This window comes from Ascidiimonas aurantiaca (genome assembly GCF_037646345.1).
Lineage (GTDB): Bacteria > Bacteroidota > Bacteroidia > Flavobacteriales > Flavobacteriaceae > Ascidiimonas > Ascidiimonas aurantiaca.
On the sequence record NZ_JBBEWR010000002.1, the window covers coordinates 251,353 to 269,772 of the forward strand.

Annotated in this window: 18 protein-coding genes; 6 read left to right on the plus strand and 12 right to left on the minus strand. The window is 38.0% G+C overall.

Going from position 1 to position 18,420, the window contains the following annotated elements:
• Positions 1-40: 40 nt before the first annotated feature.
• A complete protein-coding gene (locus WAO84_RS03655; protein ID WP_340063684.1) occupies positions 41-421 on the minus strand; it encodes a PUR family DNA/RNA-binding protein in 381 nt (126 codons plus the stop codon).
• A 78-nt stretch (positions 422-499) separates the two neighbouring features.
• The gene (locus WAO84_RS03660; RefSeq protein ID WP_340063685.1) at positions 500-2,257 is read right to left on the minus strand and encodes an ABC transporter ATP-binding protein; all 1,758 of its coding nucleotides are present in this window, start codon (positions 2,255-2,257) and stop codon (positions 500-502) included.
• Between the two features lie 147 nt (positions 2,258-2,404).
• Here WAO84_RS03660 and WAO84_RS03665 point away from each other — a divergent pair, with 147 nt between their 5' ends.
• The 4 genes from WAO84_RS03665 (at position 2,405) to yajC (ending at position 5,350) form a co-directional block, all read left to right on the plus strand.
• Entirely contained in the window at positions 2,405-3,502 is a 1,098-nt protein-coding gene (locus tag WAO84_RS03665) for a Leu/Phe/Val dehydrogenase (protein WP_340063686.1), read from the plus strand.
• Between the two features lie 76 nt (positions 3,503-3,578).
• Positions 3,579-4,523 carry a transcription antitermination factor NusB gene (gene nusB, locus WAO84_RS03670; protein WP_340063688.1) on the plus strand — a complete coding sequence of 315 codons (945 nt, stop codon included), beginning with the start codon at positions 3,579-3,581 and terminating at the stop codon, positions 4,521-4,523.
• A gap of 42 nt (positions 4,524-4,565) precedes the next feature.
• Positions 4,566-5,045, plus strand: a complete 480-nt coding sequence (locus WAO84_RS03675) for a DUF1573 domain-containing protein (RefSeq protein WP_340063968.1) — start codon at positions 4,566-4,568, stop codon at positions 5,043-5,045.
• A 17-nt stretch (positions 5,046-5,062) separates the two neighbouring features.
• Positions 5,063-5,350, plus strand: a complete 288-nt coding sequence (gene yajC, locus WAO84_RS03680; protein WP_340063690.1) for a preprotein translocase subunit YajC — start codon at positions 5,063-5,065, stop codon at positions 5,348-5,350.
• Positions 5,351-5,480: 130 nt separating this feature from the next.
• On the opposite strand, the gene WAO84_RS03685 is transcribed toward yajC, so the two are convergent.
• Together WAO84_RS03685 and pepT are read right to left on the minus strand one after the other, a co-directional pair.
• Positions 5,481-6,011: a DinB family protein gene (locus WAO84_RS03685; RefSeq protein ID WP_340063691.1), complete on the minus strand. Its 531-nt coding sequence runs from the start codon at positions 6,009-6,011 to the stop codon at positions 5,481-5,483.
• Between the two features lie 37 nt (positions 6,012-6,048).
• Complete coding sequence (pepT, locus tag WAO84_RS03690) at positions 6,049-7,281, minus strand: peptidase T (RefSeq protein ID WP_340063693.1); 1,233 nt, start codon at positions 7,279-7,281, stop codon at positions 6,049-6,051.
• 171 nt (positions 7,282-7,452) lie between these two features.
• Here pepT and WAO84_RS03695 point away from each other — a divergent pair, with 171 nt between their 5' ends.
• Complete coding sequence (locus WAO84_RS03695) at positions 7,453-8,478, plus strand: quinone-dependent dihydroorotate dehydrogenase (RefSeq protein WP_340063695.1); 1,026 nt, start codon at positions 7,453-7,455, stop codon at positions 8,476-8,478.
• On the opposite strand, the gene WAO84_RS03700 is transcribed toward WAO84_RS03695, so the two are convergent.
• From WAO84_RS03700 to WAO84_RS03735, 8 genes are all read right to left on the minus strand, one after another.
• Positions 8,475-8,879, minus strand: coding sequence for a DUF1801 domain-containing protein (locus WAO84_RS03700; protein ID WP_340063696.1), 405 nt, complete (start codon positions 8,877-8,879; stop codon positions 8,475-8,477). The genes WAO84_RS03695 and WAO84_RS03700 overlap by 4 nt on opposite strands.
• A gap of 41 nt (positions 8,880-8,920) precedes the next feature.
• Positions 8,921-10,126: a succinylglutamate desuccinylase/aspartoacylase family protein gene (locus WAO84_RS03705; RefSeq protein ID WP_340063698.1), complete on the minus strand. Its 1,206-nt coding sequence runs from the start codon at positions 10,124-10,126 to the stop codon at positions 8,921-8,923.
• Positions 10,110-11,990: a glutamate-cysteine ligase family protein gene (locus tag WAO84_RS03710; protein ID WP_340063699.1), complete on the minus strand. Its 1,881-nt coding sequence runs from the start codon at positions 11,988-11,990 to the stop codon at positions 10,110-10,112. Before WAO84_RS03710 ends, WAO84_RS03705 begins: the two co-directional genes overlap by 17 nt.
• Positions 11,991-12,265: 275 nt before the next feature.
• Positions 12,266-12,481 (minus strand): heavy-metal-associated domain-containing protein, encoded by a 216-nt coding sequence (locus WAO84_RS03715; protein ID WP_340063700.1) that lies wholly within the window; start codon positions 12,479-12,481, stop codon positions 12,266-12,268.
• An 11-nt stretch (positions 12,482-12,492) separates the two neighbouring features.
• The gene (locus WAO84_RS03720) at positions 12,493-14,703 is read right to left on the minus strand and encodes a heavy metal translocating P-type ATPase (RefSeq protein WP_340063702.1); all 2,211 of its coding nucleotides are present in this window, start codon (positions 14,701-14,703) and stop codon (positions 12,493-12,495) included.
• 105 nt (positions 14,704-14,808) lie between these two features.
• A complete protein-coding gene (locus WAO84_RS03725) occupies positions 14,809-15,375 on the minus strand; it encodes a helix-turn-helix domain-containing protein (protein ID WP_340063703.1) in 567 nt (188 codons plus the stop codon).
• Positions 15,376-15,518: 143 nt separating this feature from the next.
• Positions 15,519-16,298 (minus strand): carbonic anhydrase family protein, encoded by a 780-nt coding sequence (locus WAO84_RS03730; RefSeq protein WP_340063704.1) that lies wholly within the window; start codon positions 16,296-16,298, stop codon positions 15,519-15,521.
• Between the two features lie 264 nt (positions 16,299-16,562).
• A complete protein-coding gene (locus WAO84_RS03735) occupies positions 16,563-17,465 on the minus strand; it encodes a hypothetical protein (RefSeq protein ID WP_340063705.1) in 903 nt (300 codons plus the stop codon).
• Between the two features lie 155 nt (positions 17,466-17,620).
• On the opposite strand from WAO84_RS03735, the gene mazG reads away from it, so the two are divergent.
• Positions 17,621-18,394 (plus strand): nucleoside triphosphate pyrophosphohydrolase, encoded by a 774-nt coding sequence (gene mazG / locus WAO84_RS03740; protein ID WP_340063706.1) that lies wholly within the window; start codon positions 17,621-17,623, stop codon positions 18,392-18,394.
• Positions 18,395-18,420: the final 26 nt, after the last annotated feature.

Genomic DNA, 18,420 nt, shown 5'->3' on the forward strand with positions numbered 1-18,420 from the left:
TCGTTTGGGAAGCGGTTTAGAAATCCTTAAGATTTTAAGCTTAAATATCGTCAAAATCAATATCAGTAAAGTTTCCGGAATGGTTTTGTTCTGACCCCGGTGCTGATATGTCATGACTATCTTTTTTATAATCTTTTTGATGGCGCTCTGAGATGACTTCTTCTCCTTTATTACTTATAACATAGTCTGTCATTTCCGCAAGAATACTTTTAAAGGACTCAAAATCTTCTTTGTATAAATAAATTTTATGCTTTTTGTAATGAAAAGAACCATCTTCATGGGTGAATTTCTTACTTTCGGTAATGGTGAGGTAGTAATCTCCTGCTTTTGTGGCTCTTACATCAAAAAAATAGGTTCTTCTGCCCGCTCTAAGTACCTTGGAAAAGATTTCATCCTTTTCCAACAATTCTTTATCACTCATAATCCTCCTTAAAAATTAATTTGAAATGTTATTCTCCACTCAAAAATGTGAAAAAAAACTTAAGGAAACAAAAAAATTCTATAAATCTTTTTCCGAAAGCTGACTTAAATAGAGCTCTTTGTAGTATCCTTCGGTATTTAGTAATTGATTATGAGTGCCTTGTTGTACTATCTTCCCGTCTTCAAGTACAATAATCTTATCTGCATTTTTTGCCGATGAAATTCGATGACTCACAATAATAGTAGTTTTCTTTTGTACCGAGTTATGCAGATTGGCCAGAATTTCTTCTTCTGTTTCAGTATCAACGGCCGATAAACAATCGTCAAAAAGAAATATTTTGGGATCTTTAATCAAGGCCCTTGCTATAGAAATACGTTGTTTTTGTCCGCCGCTAAGCGTAATACCTCGTTCTCCGAGTACGGTATCATATTTTTTTGTAAAGCCTTCAATGTTTTTATGAACCGCTGCTTTGCGTGCAACTTCTACAATTTCTTCATGAGTAGCATTTTCTTTCCCGAATTTTATATTGTTTTTAATGGTGTCTGAGAAAAGAAAGGCATCTTGCGGTACGGCCCCTATGGCATTCCTAAGATCGTAGAGGTTAAGCTTTTTTACAGGAGTATCGTCTATATGTATCTCACCTTTGGTAGCATCATAGAGTCTGCCAATAAGGTCAAGCACTGTAGATTTTCCGGAACCCGTTCTGCCTATAATTGCAACCGTTTCTCCTTTTTCGGCTACAAACGATACATTTTTAAGAGCAGTGATATTTGTATCTTCATAAGTAAAAGACACATTTTTAAACTCTATTTTACCTTCTACAGGTGTTTGTTGGGTAACCGCATTTTGAATATCAGGTACCTGTTTTAAGAACTCATTGATCCGTGCCTGGGATGCTTCTGCTCTTTGTACTATAGAAGTAACCCAGCCAACGGTAGCTACCGGCCAGGTAAGGTAATTAACGTAAATAATGAATTCGGCAATTACTCCAATAGAGTCTATTTCACCCTTAATATACTGGCGGCCGCCTATGAATATAACAAAAATGGTACTTATACCTATTAAAAGGGCCATTAAAGGCATAAACCAGGCATTTACCCGAACCAGATCCATGCTTTTGTCTTTCCCTTCGTTAGAAAGTACTTCTGCTTCCGAGTTGATTCGTGACTCTATACCATAGGCTTTTATCACAGATACTCCCGAAAACGACTCTTGTGAAAATGTGGAAAGCTTAGAAAGAAACTCCTGTACAACCGTACTTCTTTTGTGAATAATTCTACTTATTTTATAAATTAATACAGAAAGTATGGGTAGGGGAATAAGAGTGTATATGGCCATAGTAGGAGATGAGTAAAACATCATGGGTATGACACAAACAAAAAGAGTGATGGTTTGAATGCTGTACATAATGGCAGGGCCCGAATACATGCGTACCTGACTCACATCTTCACTAATACGGTTCATAAGGTCACCGGTACGGTTCTTTTTATAAAAACTTAATGAAAGCCGCTGGTACTGCTGAAATATTTCATTCTTAAGATCAAATTCAATATATCTGGAAACATTAATAATGGTTTGGCGCATTAAAAAAGTGAAAAAAGCAGATAAAATAGCGGCTACAACAATAATGAGTATATAAGTTACAAGTTTTCCTTTAATGATTTCCGGGTCCTGATCGGGATCGAGGAGAAAGGCTTCTACGGCAGCCAGTGAATTTTTTATGTAAGGAGGGACCACCAATGAAAAAATGCGGGCAATGATAGTAATTACGATACCTATAAGTAACTTGTACTTATATTTGGAAAAAAATTTGTTGATATATTTTAATTCTTTCATATAAAGACGAGAACAATCTTGATTAACAAATTCATAATTTTTTGTTGAAAATAGTGCTTATGGTTAGGTAATTTACTAATTTTGCATATTCTTTTTAAGAAATTCTAAAAATTTAAAGTAGTATAATTTAATAATTACTATAATTTCATGACTTCAGAAGTTCTTTCTATTAACGAACTCAAAAAAGTTGCGCCTGTTTTTGGGCAACTCTCTTTTGACAATCACGAGCAAATTGTTTTTTGCAATGACAAAGATACAGGATTAAAGGCAATAATAGGTATTCACAATACCGTTTTGGGCCCTGCATTAGGAGGTACCCGTATGTGGGCTTATAATAGTGAATGGGAAGCTTTAAATGACGTGTTGAGGCTCTCCAGGGGAATGACCTACAAGTCGGCAATTACAGGCCTTCAACTGGGGGGTGGAAAAGCAGTTATTATAGGAGATGCAAAAACCCAGAAAACTCCCGAACTTATGAAAAAATTTGCCTTTTTCGTGAATTCGCTGGGAGGAAGATATATTACTGCTGAAGATGTAGGTATGGATACAGCCGATATGGACCTGGTTAGAGAAATCACACCCTACGTTACCGGAATATCAGAATCTAAAGGAGGTGCCGGAAATCCTTCGCCCGTTACGGCATATGGGGTGTTTATGGGGTTAAAAGCTGCCGTGAAGCATCACTATGGAAAAGATGACCTTACCGGTAAAAAAGTATTGGTACAGGGTATAGGTCACGTAGGAGAATCTTTGGTTTCTCATTTGGTAAAAGAAGGTGCTATGGTTGAAATTACAGATATCAATCAGGAGCGTCTGGAAAAAGTAAGTAAAAAATATAACGTATCTATCTATGAAGGAACAGATCCTTATCTGGCAGATGTAGATATTTATGCGCCCTGTGCGCTGGGAGCGACGGTGAATAATGATTCATTGTCAAAGCTAAAAGCCAAAATAATAGCGGGTGCTGCCAATAACCAATTAGAAGATGAGCAAAAACACGGTTTAATGCTTAAAGAAATGGGTATTACCTATGCTCCTGACTTTTTGATTAATGCAGGCGGGATAATTAATGTATTTGCTGAAATAGAAGGATATAACAGAGAAGAAATAATGCATAAAACTGAAAATATTTATAATACCACTCTTGAAATACTTTCACATGCCGATGCTACAGGTATTACTACACATCAGGCAGCGCTGAGTATTGCCCAATCAAGAATAGATGCTGAGAAACTTAAAAAATGAACAGGATTTTTATAAAATAAAGTACTATTTTCGCGGGCGAAAGATCATCTTTCGCCTTTTATTTAGTTCTTAACCTATGTTAACAAGAAGGCATATAAGAGTAAAAGTAATGCAGTCTGTGTATGCTTTTAACCAATCCAGCGAGACCAACCTTGACAAAGAAGAAAAATTTTTGTCGGTTAGTATGGAGAATATGTACAATTTATACCTTGTGCTCTTAAATCTTATGGTGTCAATTCATATCATGGCAGAGCAACACCTTACAGTTTCCAGCAAAAAATACCTGGCTACCGAAGAAGAAAAAAATCCGAATCGAAAATTTATCGATAACCTGGTCTTGAAAAAGCTTAGAAACAACACAGCGCTTCAGGAAGAGATTAAACAACGCAAGTTGATTGACTGGGATCTGGAAAATGAATATGTAAAGATAATATACAATGCTATAAAAGACAGTGAAGTATATGCGATTTATATGAGATCGGGTAAGCAAGATTTTAAGGAGGATCGCGACTTTTTAGAGCAGGTATTCAAAGAATATATAGCTACAAATGACAAGTTGTACGACTTTATTGAAGATAGCCGACTTACATGGATAGACGATCTTCCACTGGTAAATACACTTATCCTGAAAATTCTGAGAAAAACAAAACCTACTACCGTAGATAGTTGGTTTCTGCCTTCACTTTTTAAAGATGAAGAAGATCGTAACTTTGCAGTAAAACTGTTTCGCAAAACCATTTTGAAAAGCGAACAGTTACAGAAGGAAATAACAGGAAGGACCCCAAACTGGGATCTGGAGCGTATTACTGAAGTAGATGCTATACTGTTGAAAATGGCTATATGTGAGTTTAAAGAATTTCCGTCTATACCGATAAAAGTTACTATTAATGAGTATCTGGAAATAGCCAAAGAATACTCAACGCCTAAAAGTAGTATCTTCATTAATGGCATTCTTGACAAATTAGTGAAAGAGTACCAGTCTGAAAATACCTTAAATAAGACAGGGCGGGGACTTATGTAAAAAAATTATTTAGTATTTTTATGCATTAAAAAAATAAAGATGATGAAAAGAACTTTTTTAATTTTAGGATTAGCAGTGAGTATGGTTTTTGTTTCTTGTAAAGACAATAATGCTGCAAGTAAGATCAAGTCTGAAAATATGGAAGTAGCTGCACAACGCGATGAAGCTGCCAAAAAACTTCCGGTTATGACTTTTGATAAATCTGAACATGATTTCGGTACGATTGCGCAGGGAACAGCGGTTGAAACTAAATTTGTATTTACAAATACCGGAGACGCACCACTTATCATTACTAATGCTCAGAGTAGCTGCGGGTGTACCGTACCAAATTATCCTAAAGATACCCCCATTGCCCCAGGTGAATCTGGAGAGCTTTTAGTAAAGTTCAATGGCTCGGGAGCTAATCAGGTCACTAAAAATGTAACGGTTACCGCCAATACTGAAAAAGGCTCGGAAGTTTTGGTTATCAAGGCGTTTGTAACTCCTAAAACTGATAATCAAGTTCCGGTAGTAAGAAAATAATAACCTCATATATATTAATGGAAGCACTTAACTCACTGGCACCTTTTATTTTAATGTTTGTGGTGATCTACTTTTTTATGATCAGACCACAGATGAGACGTCAGAAACAGGAAAAAAAGTTTGCAAACGAATTAAAAAAAGGTGACCGTATTGTTACTAAAAGCGGCATGCATGGCAAAATAATCGATCTGGGAAGTGATAATACTACCTGTGTGATTGAAACCGGAGCTGGAAAAATCAAATTTGAACGTTCCGCTATTTCCATGGAAATGTCTCAAAAATTAAATGCTCCTGAAAAAAAGTAGGGGTTTTATAAAAAAGTAAAAAAACACCGCTGTAAAAGCGGTGTTTTTTGTTTTATGTGTATGTGTTAATTATATATTATATTTTCATTCAATACAAAGAAAAAAATCACTGGGTATCGATCTGTCGTTATTACCAGTTTCCTGCATATCGCAGGGACTCAGGTTCTGTGCTTTTATCATCAACACTACTTATGTTTGTTAGATAATCATGCTTGAGCTTAATGATCTGTCGTAAATGTATAAAGTCGTGTGCCAGCCATTCTGTAAGGAAGTATTTAGCAGTGAGAGTACCCTCTTCAGGATGTTCAAACGGCGTGTTCCATAGGTCAGTAGTAATAGATTTAAGCCATTGTACCGAGGTTTCTCTTTCTATCATGAATCGTTGTAAGTTACGGCTCAGATTTTGCGAGAGATAACCTCTCGATTCTGCCCAAATTACACTGTTGGTAACCGGCATGGGCTTTCCCTGTTGATTAATGGCCCATTGGGTTTTTACTCTGAAGTCTTCACGTTCTTTATCCAGTAAGTGGCATAGAACTTCCAATAAACACCATTGGTTTTTCTGGGGTTTCCAATACTGTAGTTTTTTATCTACGTTGCTGAATAATTTTAGAAAAATATTGATATTCTTCTGAAGCTGGAAGATGATTATCTCGTTCATTTGTTAAGATTTGGGCATAACAAATATACTAAAGTTTTTAATCTCTTCGCTCTTTTACGGTTAATTCACATATTTTAACAATCACTTTCACAGCTTTTTGCATACTTTCTACGGGAATATATTCATAAGGGCCGTGAAAATTATGCCCTCCGGCAAATATATTGGGGCAGGGCAAACCCATATACGATAATTGTGAGCCATCGGTACCGCCTCGTATAGGTTTTATAATAGGCTTTATCCCCATTACCTGCATAGCTTCTTCGGCAATTTCCACGATTTTGAAAACCGGCTCTACTTTTTCACGCATATTGAAATATTGATCTTTTATTTCTGCGGTAACAACGGGGCCGTATTTTTCTTTCAGATCTTCGGTAATTTGATGAATAAGTTTTTTTCGGGCTTCAAAAGTAGCCATGTCATGATCTCTTATAATACCTTTTAGCGTAGCTTTTTCTACCATAGCATCTACTTCATAAAAATGAAAAAAGCCTTCTCTCCCTTCTGTATGTTGTGGCACCTCACGTGCGGGCAGAACGCCTAAAAACTCATTGGCAATAAGTATCGCATTTACCATTTTATTTTTAGCATAACCGGGGTGTACACTTTTTCCTTTAATAGTAATGGTCACTCCTGCAGCATTAAAATTTTCATATTCCAGTTCACCTACCTGGCTCCCGTCTATAGTATAGGCCCAGTCTGCTCCAAATTTAGCCACGTCAAACTTGTGAGCACCCCGCCCTATCTCTTCATCCGGTGTAAAACCAACACGTATTTTACCATGGGGTATTTCAGGGTTTTTAATGAGGTACTGCATCGCCTCAATGATCTCTGTTATTCCCGCCTTATCGTCAGCACCTAGCAGGGTAGTACCATCGGTAGTGATAAGCGTCTGCCCTTTATACAGTAAAAGGTCTTCAAAATAAGAAGGAGACAGCACAATATTTTCTTTTTTGTTCAATATAATATCACTGCCGTCATAATTCTCCACTATTTGTGGATTCACATTCGTTCCTGTAAAATCAGGAGTAGTATCATAATGTGAAATGAATCCTATTACAGGTATATCACCTTCTACATTTGAAGGTAGGGTTGCCATAATGTATCCATGATCATCTATCGTTACTTCCTGCATTCCTATTTCCATAAGATCTAGCACCAGTTTATGGGCAAGATCCCATTGTTTTTTTGTGCTGGGAGTTGTTAGAGAAGCAGGATCAGATTGTGTGTCAATTTTGGCATACCGTATAAAACGGTCAATGAGTTCTTGCATGGTCAGAAATTTTTTCAAAAGTAGTATTTATAATTAATTTATGTTTGACCATATCGTTAAAAGTAAAAAGCTTTATGGAGGGGTATTTTACAGTAAGGAACCAGACTTCTGTTAAGGGTTTTCCATTCGTATTTTTTAAACTATTTTTGCGCTTACAGACTTACGATTACCATGTATAAACTCCTGATTAAGCCACTTCTTTTTCTGTTTGATCCTGAAAAGGTGCACCATTTTACTTTTGCAGTTATTCGTATCCTGAACAGGATCCCTCTGGTACCGGCACTTTTAAGGGAAATGTATGAAGTAAAAGATGCACAACTGGAAAGAGAAGTTTTTGGAATACGATTTAAAAACCCAGTGGGTCTGGCAGCCGGTTTTGATAAAAATGCGGTTCTGTACAAAGAATTATCAGCTTTTGGTTTTGGCTTTATTGAAATTGGAACAGTAACTCCCAAACCACAGCCGGGAAACCCTAAAAAACGATTATTCAGGCTTACAGCCGATGACGCCATTATTAACCGTATGGGCTTCAATAATGAAGGAGTAGAGGCAGCCGTAAACAGATTAAAAGAGAACAAAGATGTAATTATTGGAGGAAATATAGGTAAAAACAAAACTACTCCCAATGAGGAAGCTATAAGCGATTATGAGATATGTTTTGAAGCGCTGTATCCTTATGTAAATTATTTTGTGGTCAATGTAAGTTCTCCAAATACCCCTAACTTAAGAGCACTTCAGGATAAAGAGCCACTTCAGGAGCTTTTGCATACCCTGCAGCATCAAAACAATTGTAAACCGGTCGCTAAACCCATTTTGTTAAAAATCGCTCCTGATTTAAGTAATGAGCAATTACTGGACATTATAGATATTGTAAAGACAACTAAAATAGCGGGAGTAATTGCTACGAATACTACCATTGATAGATCGGGACTTGAATCTCCCCGAGATCTATGTAATGAGCAGGGGGGGCTTAGTGGAAAACCACTTAGGCAAAGAAGTACGGATGTGATTAGATTTTTAGCAGAGAAAAGCAATAAAGCTTTTCCAATAATTGGAGTAGGGGGCATACATACTCCTGATGATGCTCTTGAAAAACTGGAAGCCGGCGCAGATCTCGTGCAACTGTACACTGGTTTTATTTATGAGGGCCCTGCATTAATTAGAAAAATTAACCAGGAGATATTAAAAAAACGTTAGGGTTTTCTTTTGCTTGCATCCAAAGCAACTGCCTGAAAAATGTAACTTTTTAAAAGGGGTACATCAATTTCGTTTATTTTTTGGAAACTCACAGATCGTATTTGTTTTCTATTACCCTTTTCAAGAAAAGAAACAGTATTGTCTAAAAGGTATCCATCACAAAACCCTACTTGTACAGATCCTTCCGGTACTTTTCCCCAGGGAACAGCGCCGGGCCATAAATACAGTATTCTTCGAAATTTATAGTAAAAAGGAACGTTGTATGCAATTTTTTCCTGTACTCCCGGAATGCTCTCCAGTATCAGATCCCTCAAAAACAATAAAACCTCAAGTTCCTGGGTGGGTAGATAATCAAACAGTGCTTCAGTAGTACGAAAAGATATAGGTTGAAATTTAGGCATAATACTTTGTAAAACATGATTTCAGGAGAAGTGGTTAACTTTTACGAATGATCCCATGCGGCTACGGGATATTCTTCTTCCCTGGAGGCCGCTTCTCTGTTCTTCATAAGTATGTAGGTATCGTTGAGTTTTTTATTTCGGTATCCTAAAAGGTGAAAGAATTGTTTAGCAAAAAAACGGGCAATCTTTCTATTCACTAATAATGTATCTTTTTTATCAGAATCCCACCGAACTCCCGGTAAAAAAGGAAGAATACGGTCCACGCCTGCCTTCCTCAGAAAAGCAGAGAGTTTTAAGATCAAAGGAGCAATACTGCGTATAGTAAAAAAACCATCATCTCCCTGATTTTGATACAGTGGCATAAACATTCTCCCGTTCTCCGGAGCTATGACCTCTTTTTCATCACTTTTCGCAACGGGAGTCCCTTTTACTACAGGTTGAAAGTTAACAAAACCAGGTTTCATTTTAAATTGTTCTCCTTTTTGAATACCATAGCGATAAAAAATTTCATACACACCTTTTATACCACCTGAGGCCTGTAAAAGATTTTTATAACAATCATCAAAATGGGTATATTCACGATCTACAACCCCTGAAAACACTAATGACAAATAAATAAAGGCTACATGATTTTCATACGCCTGAAGCGCATCATGTTGCCCCGCCTCAAAACCAAAAGCCACATATCCCAACTCATTAATATAGCTTAGCAAAGGGCCCTCTAGATATTCCTCAATGCCCAGTATTACAGGTACCGGGTACTGAGATGTAAATTTTCTGTTTAACAAATTGTCATTGACTGTAAGAAAAGGAATGGTTTCGCTGGAGGTGGTATGGAGGTCAATAAAATAAAAAGGACCGGTTTCTATATGAATAATATCTGTGATGATCTCGCAAATTTCAGCCTGTTCTGCAGTTTCCCCCTGTATTCCTTTTGATGCGCCATTAACCAGATGCTGGATTTTTTCATCGATCCATATTCGGTTAAGGTCCTGTTTTTGAAATCTTTCATTTTTTTCAAGAGCAGGTAAATTACCTCCTAATGCATAAATATTACCCTTTACGGGGACTTCTTTTTTTTGAAGCGTTTCCAGTACGTGTTGTAAAGCAAATACCCCGGAAGGTTCATTACCATGAATACCACCTACAAAGATAATTGTAGGCCCCCCGGGATCCCCTTTAATTTTTCCAATAATTCTTTCAATTTCAATAGTTTGGTTTAGTGCTTTGCTATATACCTTCACCATGTTCCAGTAAACTTATATCTTTTTGTGTAACAATGCCCACAAGGTCATCATCCTGAATTACGGGTAAACATCCTATTTCATGTTTTTTCATCATGGCTTTCGCTTCGTCTAAAGTGGTTTTAGGTGTTACCGTAATCACATCAGTAATCATAATATCCGCCACACACAAGTCACCGTCATGCTTTTTTTCTTCTTTTTGATAGCGTTCTATATGAGACCAGGTAAGTAATCCGGTGAATTTACGAAAATTATTTTCTACAGGCACATGATGTATATTTTTCCATTGCATAATACTAGTTGCTAATTCGGCCAGATCGTTCTCATTAATAGAGAACAGGCGGGTGGACATGATATGACTAACCAGGGGTATTTTTTTATATTTTTTTTCAGGTACGATTTCCATAGGCCATTCGTGCACCGGAGATTCGGTTTGCTGATGGTCGTATATATTTTTTGTGAGTGCTACCAGGGCATCATCTTGTGTAAAATGCTTTTTTAAATGCCTGTAGTTGTGTATGATCCATTGCGCACCGGAAGCTTTATGGGTACGCTCTTCTATAATTTTCAAAAATCGGTTACTATCCTCTTCACTCACTCCGTGTTTTGCGAGTCCTGAATAGGCTATTGGGAGTAATTCTTTTGTTATGAGATCGCTTACCATTATCTTTTCTCCCATCCACCGCATTACCGATTCCTTTCCGGTTCTGGAAGCCTTGATAAAATTTGATTTAGCATCTCTGAAATCCATACAACCGGGCATATCATCAAACTTGGAAGGTCTTCCCAGCATAACTCCCGCCCAGAAAACAAAATTGGCCATTTCATCTAGTGTAGAAGGCCCGGAGGGAATGTATCGGTTTTCAATTCGGAGGTGTGCTTTTCCGCCACCCACCCCATAGCAGGCTCGGTTCCAGTGATACACGGTACCATTGTGAAGACACAGGGCTCTTAACCTGGGTACACGGCCGTGTTCAAGTTCATGCAGCGCATGTTCTTCAATGTCCCTGGTAAGTATAATGGGATATTTTGAAATGTCATCTTTAAAAATATCTGTTACGGTACCGGTGGCCCAGTGACTTCCAAAGCTTACTCTTGCTACTTGATCTTTCAAAGCATACGAAGAATTTCTGGTATCAATACTTTGCTGGAACAAGGCTATACGCGTTTCGTTCCATAGCTCTCTTCCCAGCAAGAGCGGTGAATTGGCACATATACCCAGTATGGGGCCGGAAATAGCTTGAGCCCAATTATAACTGGATATAAAATCGTTAGGGGTGATCTGAAGGTGTAGCTGAAAGCTGGTATTACAGGCTTCAAACAAAACTGAATCATGAATGATAGAGAGCTCATCTACCCCTTTGAGATGCAATGAAAAGTCAGTACCTCTTAATTGTTTGATGACATCATTCAGAGCTTTGTATCGCGGATTGGGAGTCATGTAATCAAATTCAAGCTCATTTTTGCTTATGGTAGGTAAGATCCCGGTAAGAACAATTTTATTTGAGTGCTTTTCTGCTTCTACAGCGGCTTTTTTTAATAAAGTATTGAGCTGCTTTTCCATAATTGAGAAACAGGAGCCTCCCAATTCTACCGGGTCCAGATTAATTTCCAGATTGTAACGAGCCAGTTCAGTGGTGAAATGCGGATCGTTAACCGCCTCCAGTATTTTATCTGATTTCATTGAGGGCCGCCATTGGTCATTTACAAGGCAAAACTCCTGTTCAGCACCAATTCGAATAATGTCGTCCTCAATAAGTCCTTTTTCCAGTAATATTTCCAGGGCCTTAATATCGTCCAGAAGATGTCGTACAAACTTTGTTCTTTCTTCCTGGTTTTGTGATTGTTGAACATTGTGTTCTCCCATATATTTTCATTTTACTGCCTAAGCGCAATTTAGTTAGCTTTTATGCAATATAAAAAAAACATAGATTTTTTGCTTGAAACTACGTACATATCAACGATTATTTAACTACTCACAGATTTTTTTGCACAGAAATGGAATACCAAAAGGAATATATTAAAAACCTTTAAGGGACCTCCTTAAAAAAGAACCTGTTAGACTTATCTTTATGCCCAGATAGTTAAGTAAGCTTAAAAAGGGTTTAGTACTCACAAAGAGTAAGGTTCTGGAAAGTACGTTCAATCTTCTGTAAGCTCGGCAATAAAACCGCATTTTTCTACGATCTCTTTTATAGTTTGAGGAGAAAGTACTGAGGTTTCTACCGTTAGCAAGCGTTCGTCACCGGTAAGATCTACGTGCCAGGTATCAATGAATGACTCATTATCGAGAAGAGGGGCTACTTTAGATACGCACCCTTCACATTTCATATTCGTTTTAAAAGTTAATGTACTCATGTTCTATTGTTTTATAATTTGATCCATTTTAAACGTAAACTATTGGTAACTACAGATACGGAACTAAAGGCCATGGCTGCTCCTGCAATCATGGGGTTTAATAGAAAACCGTTGAAAGGATAGAGAATACCTGCAGCCAGGGGAATCCCTATTAGATTGTAAATAAAGGCCCAAAACAGATTTTGCCGGATACCGCGTACCGTTTGCCTCGATAATTCAATGGCCTTAGGAATATACAAAAGGTCTGCAGTGGTCAATGTAATTTTGGCTACATCTATGGCAATATCTGTTCCTTTCCCCATAGCAATACTTACATCGGCCTGGGCCAGCGCTTGTGCATCATTTATACCATCGCCCGCCATAGCAACTATTTTTCCTTCTGCCTGTAATTTTTTAATAAAAAGTGCTTTATCCTCAGGAAGCATTCCGGCATGAAAATTATTAATACCCGTTTGTCTGGCAACGGCAGCAGCGGTTTCATAATTGTCACCGGTAAGCATATACACCGCTATCTTTTTTTGTTGAAGTTTGCTAATGGCCTGTGGGGAAGTTGGTTTCACGGTATCAGATATTGCTGCAATACTCAAAACCTCTTTTTCATTGGCAAAATATACCACCGTTTTGGCTTCTTTTTGCCATAAGGTTGCTTTACTTTTCATTTCTTCATCAATGGGAATACCATGTTGAGCCAACAGGTTTGCGGTCCCTGCAAAATACATGAGACCATCGTTTCCTCTCGCTGAAACCCCTTTACCGGTAATGCTGTTAAATTTGGAAACAGTGCCGGGCACAGTACCATCTTCTCCTAGCTTTTCTACCAGAGCTATGGCCAGGGGATGTTCGGAGGCCGACTCCAGGGCCATGAATACGGAAAGAACGGAGACCGGAACATTTTTTTTAAGATGTAAATGCACTACTTTGGGGGTACCTTTGGTTATGGTACCTGTTTTGTCTAAAACAACAGCGTTCACTTGATGTGCACGTTCCAGGCTTTCTGCATCTTTAATAAGGATGTTATTTTCAGCACCTTTACCTATCCCCACCATAATGGCGGTAGGAGTGGCTAATCCCAGAGCACATGGGCAGGCAATTACCAGCACGGTTATGGAAGTTAATAAGGCATGTGTAAAAGCATCTGTACCTCCAAAGATCATCCAGATGATAAAAGTTATAATTGCTATTACCAGTATGATCGGTACAAAAACCCCGGAAATCTTATCGGCCAGTTTTTGAACAGGAGCTTTACTTCCCTGGGCTTCGCGTACCATTTGAATGATTTGTGAAAGCAGAGTTTCACTTCCTACCTTTTGGGCCCTGAATGTGAAACTGCCTTTCTGGTTTACCGTACCTGTATATACTTTATCACCTTCTTGTTTTTCTACGGCTATGGGTTCTCCGGTAATCATACTTTCATCAACGTAAGAGTGCCCGTCTTCCACAACACCATCTACGGGGATTTTTTGTCCGGGACGCACAAGAATACGATCTCCTTTTTTTACAGAGGCAATGGTAACTTCGGTTTCATGCCCGTCTATGAGCAGGGTAACCGTTTTAGGCTGGAGCCCTATAAGCTTCTTTATAGCAGATGATGTATTGGATTTGGCTTTTTCTTCAAGTAGTTTGCCCAATAAAATAAAACTTATAATTACTGTAGCAGCTTCAAAATACACATGGGGCTCAATACCTCGTTGTACCCAGAATTCGGGGAACAGCGTGTTAAAAACGCTAAACAAAAAAGCAATACCGGTACTTAAAGCAACCAGTGTATCCATGTTAGCACGCTTTTGTCTCATTTGTTTATAGGCATTAACGAAAAAATGATTGCCAAACCAGAAGAGAACAGGTATAGATAATACCATGGATATCCATTTACCGGCATTCCATTCCATAAAGAACATGCCCAGTATAAAAACAGGCAGTGTAAACAATCCCGCTCCTAACGTTCGTCTTTTAATATGCTGGTAGTACTTATTTTGTATTTCTTGTTGTGCATCTGTAGGATCTTCGGTATCAATAATAAGGTCATACCCCGCAGCACGTAACCTTTCCTGCAGGGTTACTTCACTTACAACCGTTTCATAGGATATCTTAGCGGTTCCGGTAGCAAAATTTACGTCTGCATCAAAAACTCCGGGGGTATTGTTCAAAACACTAGTTACTCCCGATGCGCAGGCAGCGCATGACATACCGGTAACAGGAAATGTTTTTTCTATTTTTTTCATTTTTAAAAATTATGTGCGGTTCAGACAAAAACCGAAAACTTTAATCGGTCTCTGCAAAAATCTCAAAAAAGCGGAGGGAGAGCATTATAGAATTCTGGAAAAGAATTATAATGAATCTAAAGGGTCGTGCCCCGGTGTTTTTAGTTTTTTAAATGCAGACGGAGTCATTCCGGTTTCTTTTTTGAATTGAGAAGAAAGGTGTGCCGTGCTGCTGTATTGCAGATCAATAGCTATTTGAGAGAGGGAGCGTTCATTATAGAACAAGAGTTCTTTTACACGTTCAATTCTCTGCTTTACCCAATATTTTTCAATAGTAATGCCTTGTACTGATGAAAAAAGTTTACTTACATATGAATAATCATGATGTAATTCCTGAGTTAAAAGCTCGGAAAGTGTCAGATCTGAATAAGCCTCAGCATTGCGGATTTTTTCCAGTATCAGAGTTTTAATTTTTTCTATATGTTTTGATTTTTCGTCCTGAAGGATCTCAAACCCCTTACTTTTTAAGACTTTTGCCAATGAGTTTTTAGCATTTTCCGAGATTGGGCTACTAGTTTCTACTTCGCCCAATTTTACATAATTAATACGTATTTTTTGTTGAGCAAAAACCGTTTTTACTGCTTCAATACACCGAGGGCAAACCATGTTTTTAATATGAATTTTATTATTCATGGAAAACGTGTTAGAATAATAACAAAGGTAAGGAAAACAAATGTGCAAGAAAGATGTAAGCGTATGTTGAAAGGGAGGGGTACAATAACAATCCGACATCTTTTGTACAAAAGATGCCGGAAAGACTAGGTTTTAAAAATAATTTACAGTGCCGGAGCAGTAACTGCCTCGTCAATAAAAACTACTTCTCCCGTATCCATGTCATATATGGCACCAATGATCTTAATCTCATTGTTGCTTTCCATTTCATTAAGGATTTCACTGTTTACACGAATTTCATTAATGGTATTTATTATATTGTTTTCGCATACCATGTGAACAAATTCGTCATTTTTCGAGTTTTTTTCTCCTTCGTAATCGGCAGCCATGGCTACAGCCGGTTGTATTTTATCAAGCATGGTAGTGATATTTCCTAGCTTTACATTGTCTATGGTAGCTTTTACAGCACCACAATGTTCATGGCCCATTACCAGTATTAGTTTTGCTCCGGCTACTTTACAACCAAACTCCATACTACCCAGTATATCTTCATTCACGAAATTACCGGCTACACGTGCTACAAAAATGTCGCCTATACCCCGGTCAAAAACATCTTCTACAGGTACTCTGCTATCCAGACATGATAGGATTACTGCTTTGGGGAATTGCCCGTTAGTACTGTTTCTCACCTGTGCAGAATGATCTCTTGTAGTAAGATCATTATTCATAAACCGTTGGTTACCTTCCTTGAAAATACGTATTACTTCATCAGGTGTAAGCTTTGCCTGTTCTTCTGCAGAGAGTACCTTTTCAACCAAAGGTTTTACTTCCGGTTGCTCTATTTCCGTTTGAACCGTTTCTTCTTTTTGTTCTTTTTGGGTATTGCAGGCATAAAACCCAAAACACAACACCAGGACTACTAGTGTACTTGAAATCTTTCTCATAATAATAATTTTAAGATTGAGAATCCCGGTTATCTTTATAATTGATTAAAAAAACCGAAAATCACAATGCAGGTTTTAATGATTGCAAAAATACTCTGAAAAAGACATACTACCTGCTAAATAAGAACAATCTTAACTTTTTATTTAAATCGGATACTCATTTTTCAAGAAGAACCCCCTTCAGGTATGGAAAAGTGTACTTTGAAAGAAGAAAGCAGGTTTTCCATAAAAAGGACTAATCATAATAATGACCATGACTTTTATCTATGCCCATACATACGAGTTATAATATGTTAAAAGATTGGCTGACGTGATTTTATAAGCAGCCGCTACTTGCCAGTACGTATCGAGAATGGAAGTGATATGTTGCGAAACGATATCTCCTTTTGTGGTTGAATCTACCGCATTTTTTTTAATTCTCTCATGATCCAGCGTTCTCATCATGGAAAGCATAATGTCATCTTTAGTATAGCTTGGAGCCTTGCCATTCCTGATATTTTGTTCCTCTTTCTGTAATCCTCCTGCATTTGTAGCTTCGTTATGCCCTCCGGTAGAACCACCTTTGGTCTCAAGAGCAGTTAGTTTAAGGCGGTTTCTCACTTCGAGTATAAAGTTTGCATAATCCTGAATGTCCTGGGCAGTTACCGTTTTTGGATCTACTGCGCTCATATTGGTATGACGCTGGTCACTTTGGCTGGTAAGCCATTTGGCAGTTTGTGCATAACCGGGTAATGAGCGTATGGTATTATGAGTAACCACCAGTCCCTGCCATGCTTGTGCAGGAGTAACACCATAAACCGCATTGATGAGTTGATGTTCGAAAGTTACATAAGCGGTCGTATGGTCTCCCTGGCTACCTCCAGAGAGAGGGCCGGCGGGCCTCTTACCATCTCCTGTAGCCGTTATTCGCCCCTTTGAATTTTCCTTGACCGAGATCATACGTTGTACAACGCCCTTAGAAGCAACCCCGGCTTTTGTTCCCTCATTTGCTTTTCTTTGTAAAGTACTGAGTTTAGCTACCTCAGAACTCATTTGTGCATAGGTTTGAATTTGATTGATTTGCGCATCTATTTTTCGCACACCTTTAAATTGAGTAATTTGTGTCGATTTAGCTTGCGATAGATCTATTTTAGCAGGAGTCGGACTTTTTTTATTGTATGATCTCATGACCTTAGCTTTTGTAAACAGGAAATTCTATAAACACACATTGCTCACCAAGTAACATATTTGAGTGGGAGCCATGTAAAAATACGCTATTTACATCACTTAATAAAACAGAAAGGTTGATAGGAGAATTGTTTACTTTTGTGCAAAGCCATATTATGAATTCAAGAGAACACCAGTTACAGTCTATTGACCGCCTGCTAACCATAATGGATGAACTCAGAGAGCAATGTCCCTGGGATCGTAAACAAACTCTACAAAGTTTACGACATCTTACTATTGAAGAGACGTATGAATTGGGCGATGCTATTTTAGACAACGACCTTGAGGAAGTGAAAAAGGAATTAGGAGACCTGTTGCTGCACATTGTTTTTTATGCCAAAATAGGTAGTGAGAAAGGGGCTTTTGATATTGCAGAGGTCGCTAACACTATATGCGATAAATTAATTGACCGGCATCCTCATATCTATGGTGAAGTTGAAGTAAATGATGAAGAGGATGTAAAGCGGAACTGGGAGAACCTGAAATTAAAAGAAGGTAAAAAAAGTGTTTTAGAAGGGGTACCTCAAAGCCTGCCCGCCCTAGTAAAAGCCAATCGTATTCAGGATAAAGTAGCCGGTGTTGGATTTGACTGGGAACAACCTGAGCAGGTTTGGGAAAAATTAAAAGAAGAACTGGGTGAATTTGAAGAAGAAGTAGAGAGAGGTGATCATCAGGCTATCGAATCAGAGTTTGGAGATGTACTGTTTAGTATGATCAATTATGCCCGTTTTCTCAATGTAAATCCGGAAAATGCGTTGGAAAGAACCAACAAGAAATTTATAAAACGCTTTCAATACCTTGAAAAAAAGGCAAAGGAACAAGGAAGAGCACTTAAGGAAATGACTTTGGCTGAAATGGATGTTTTTTGGGAAGAAGCTAAAAAAATGTAAAAATGGCCAATTGTAATTGACTGCAA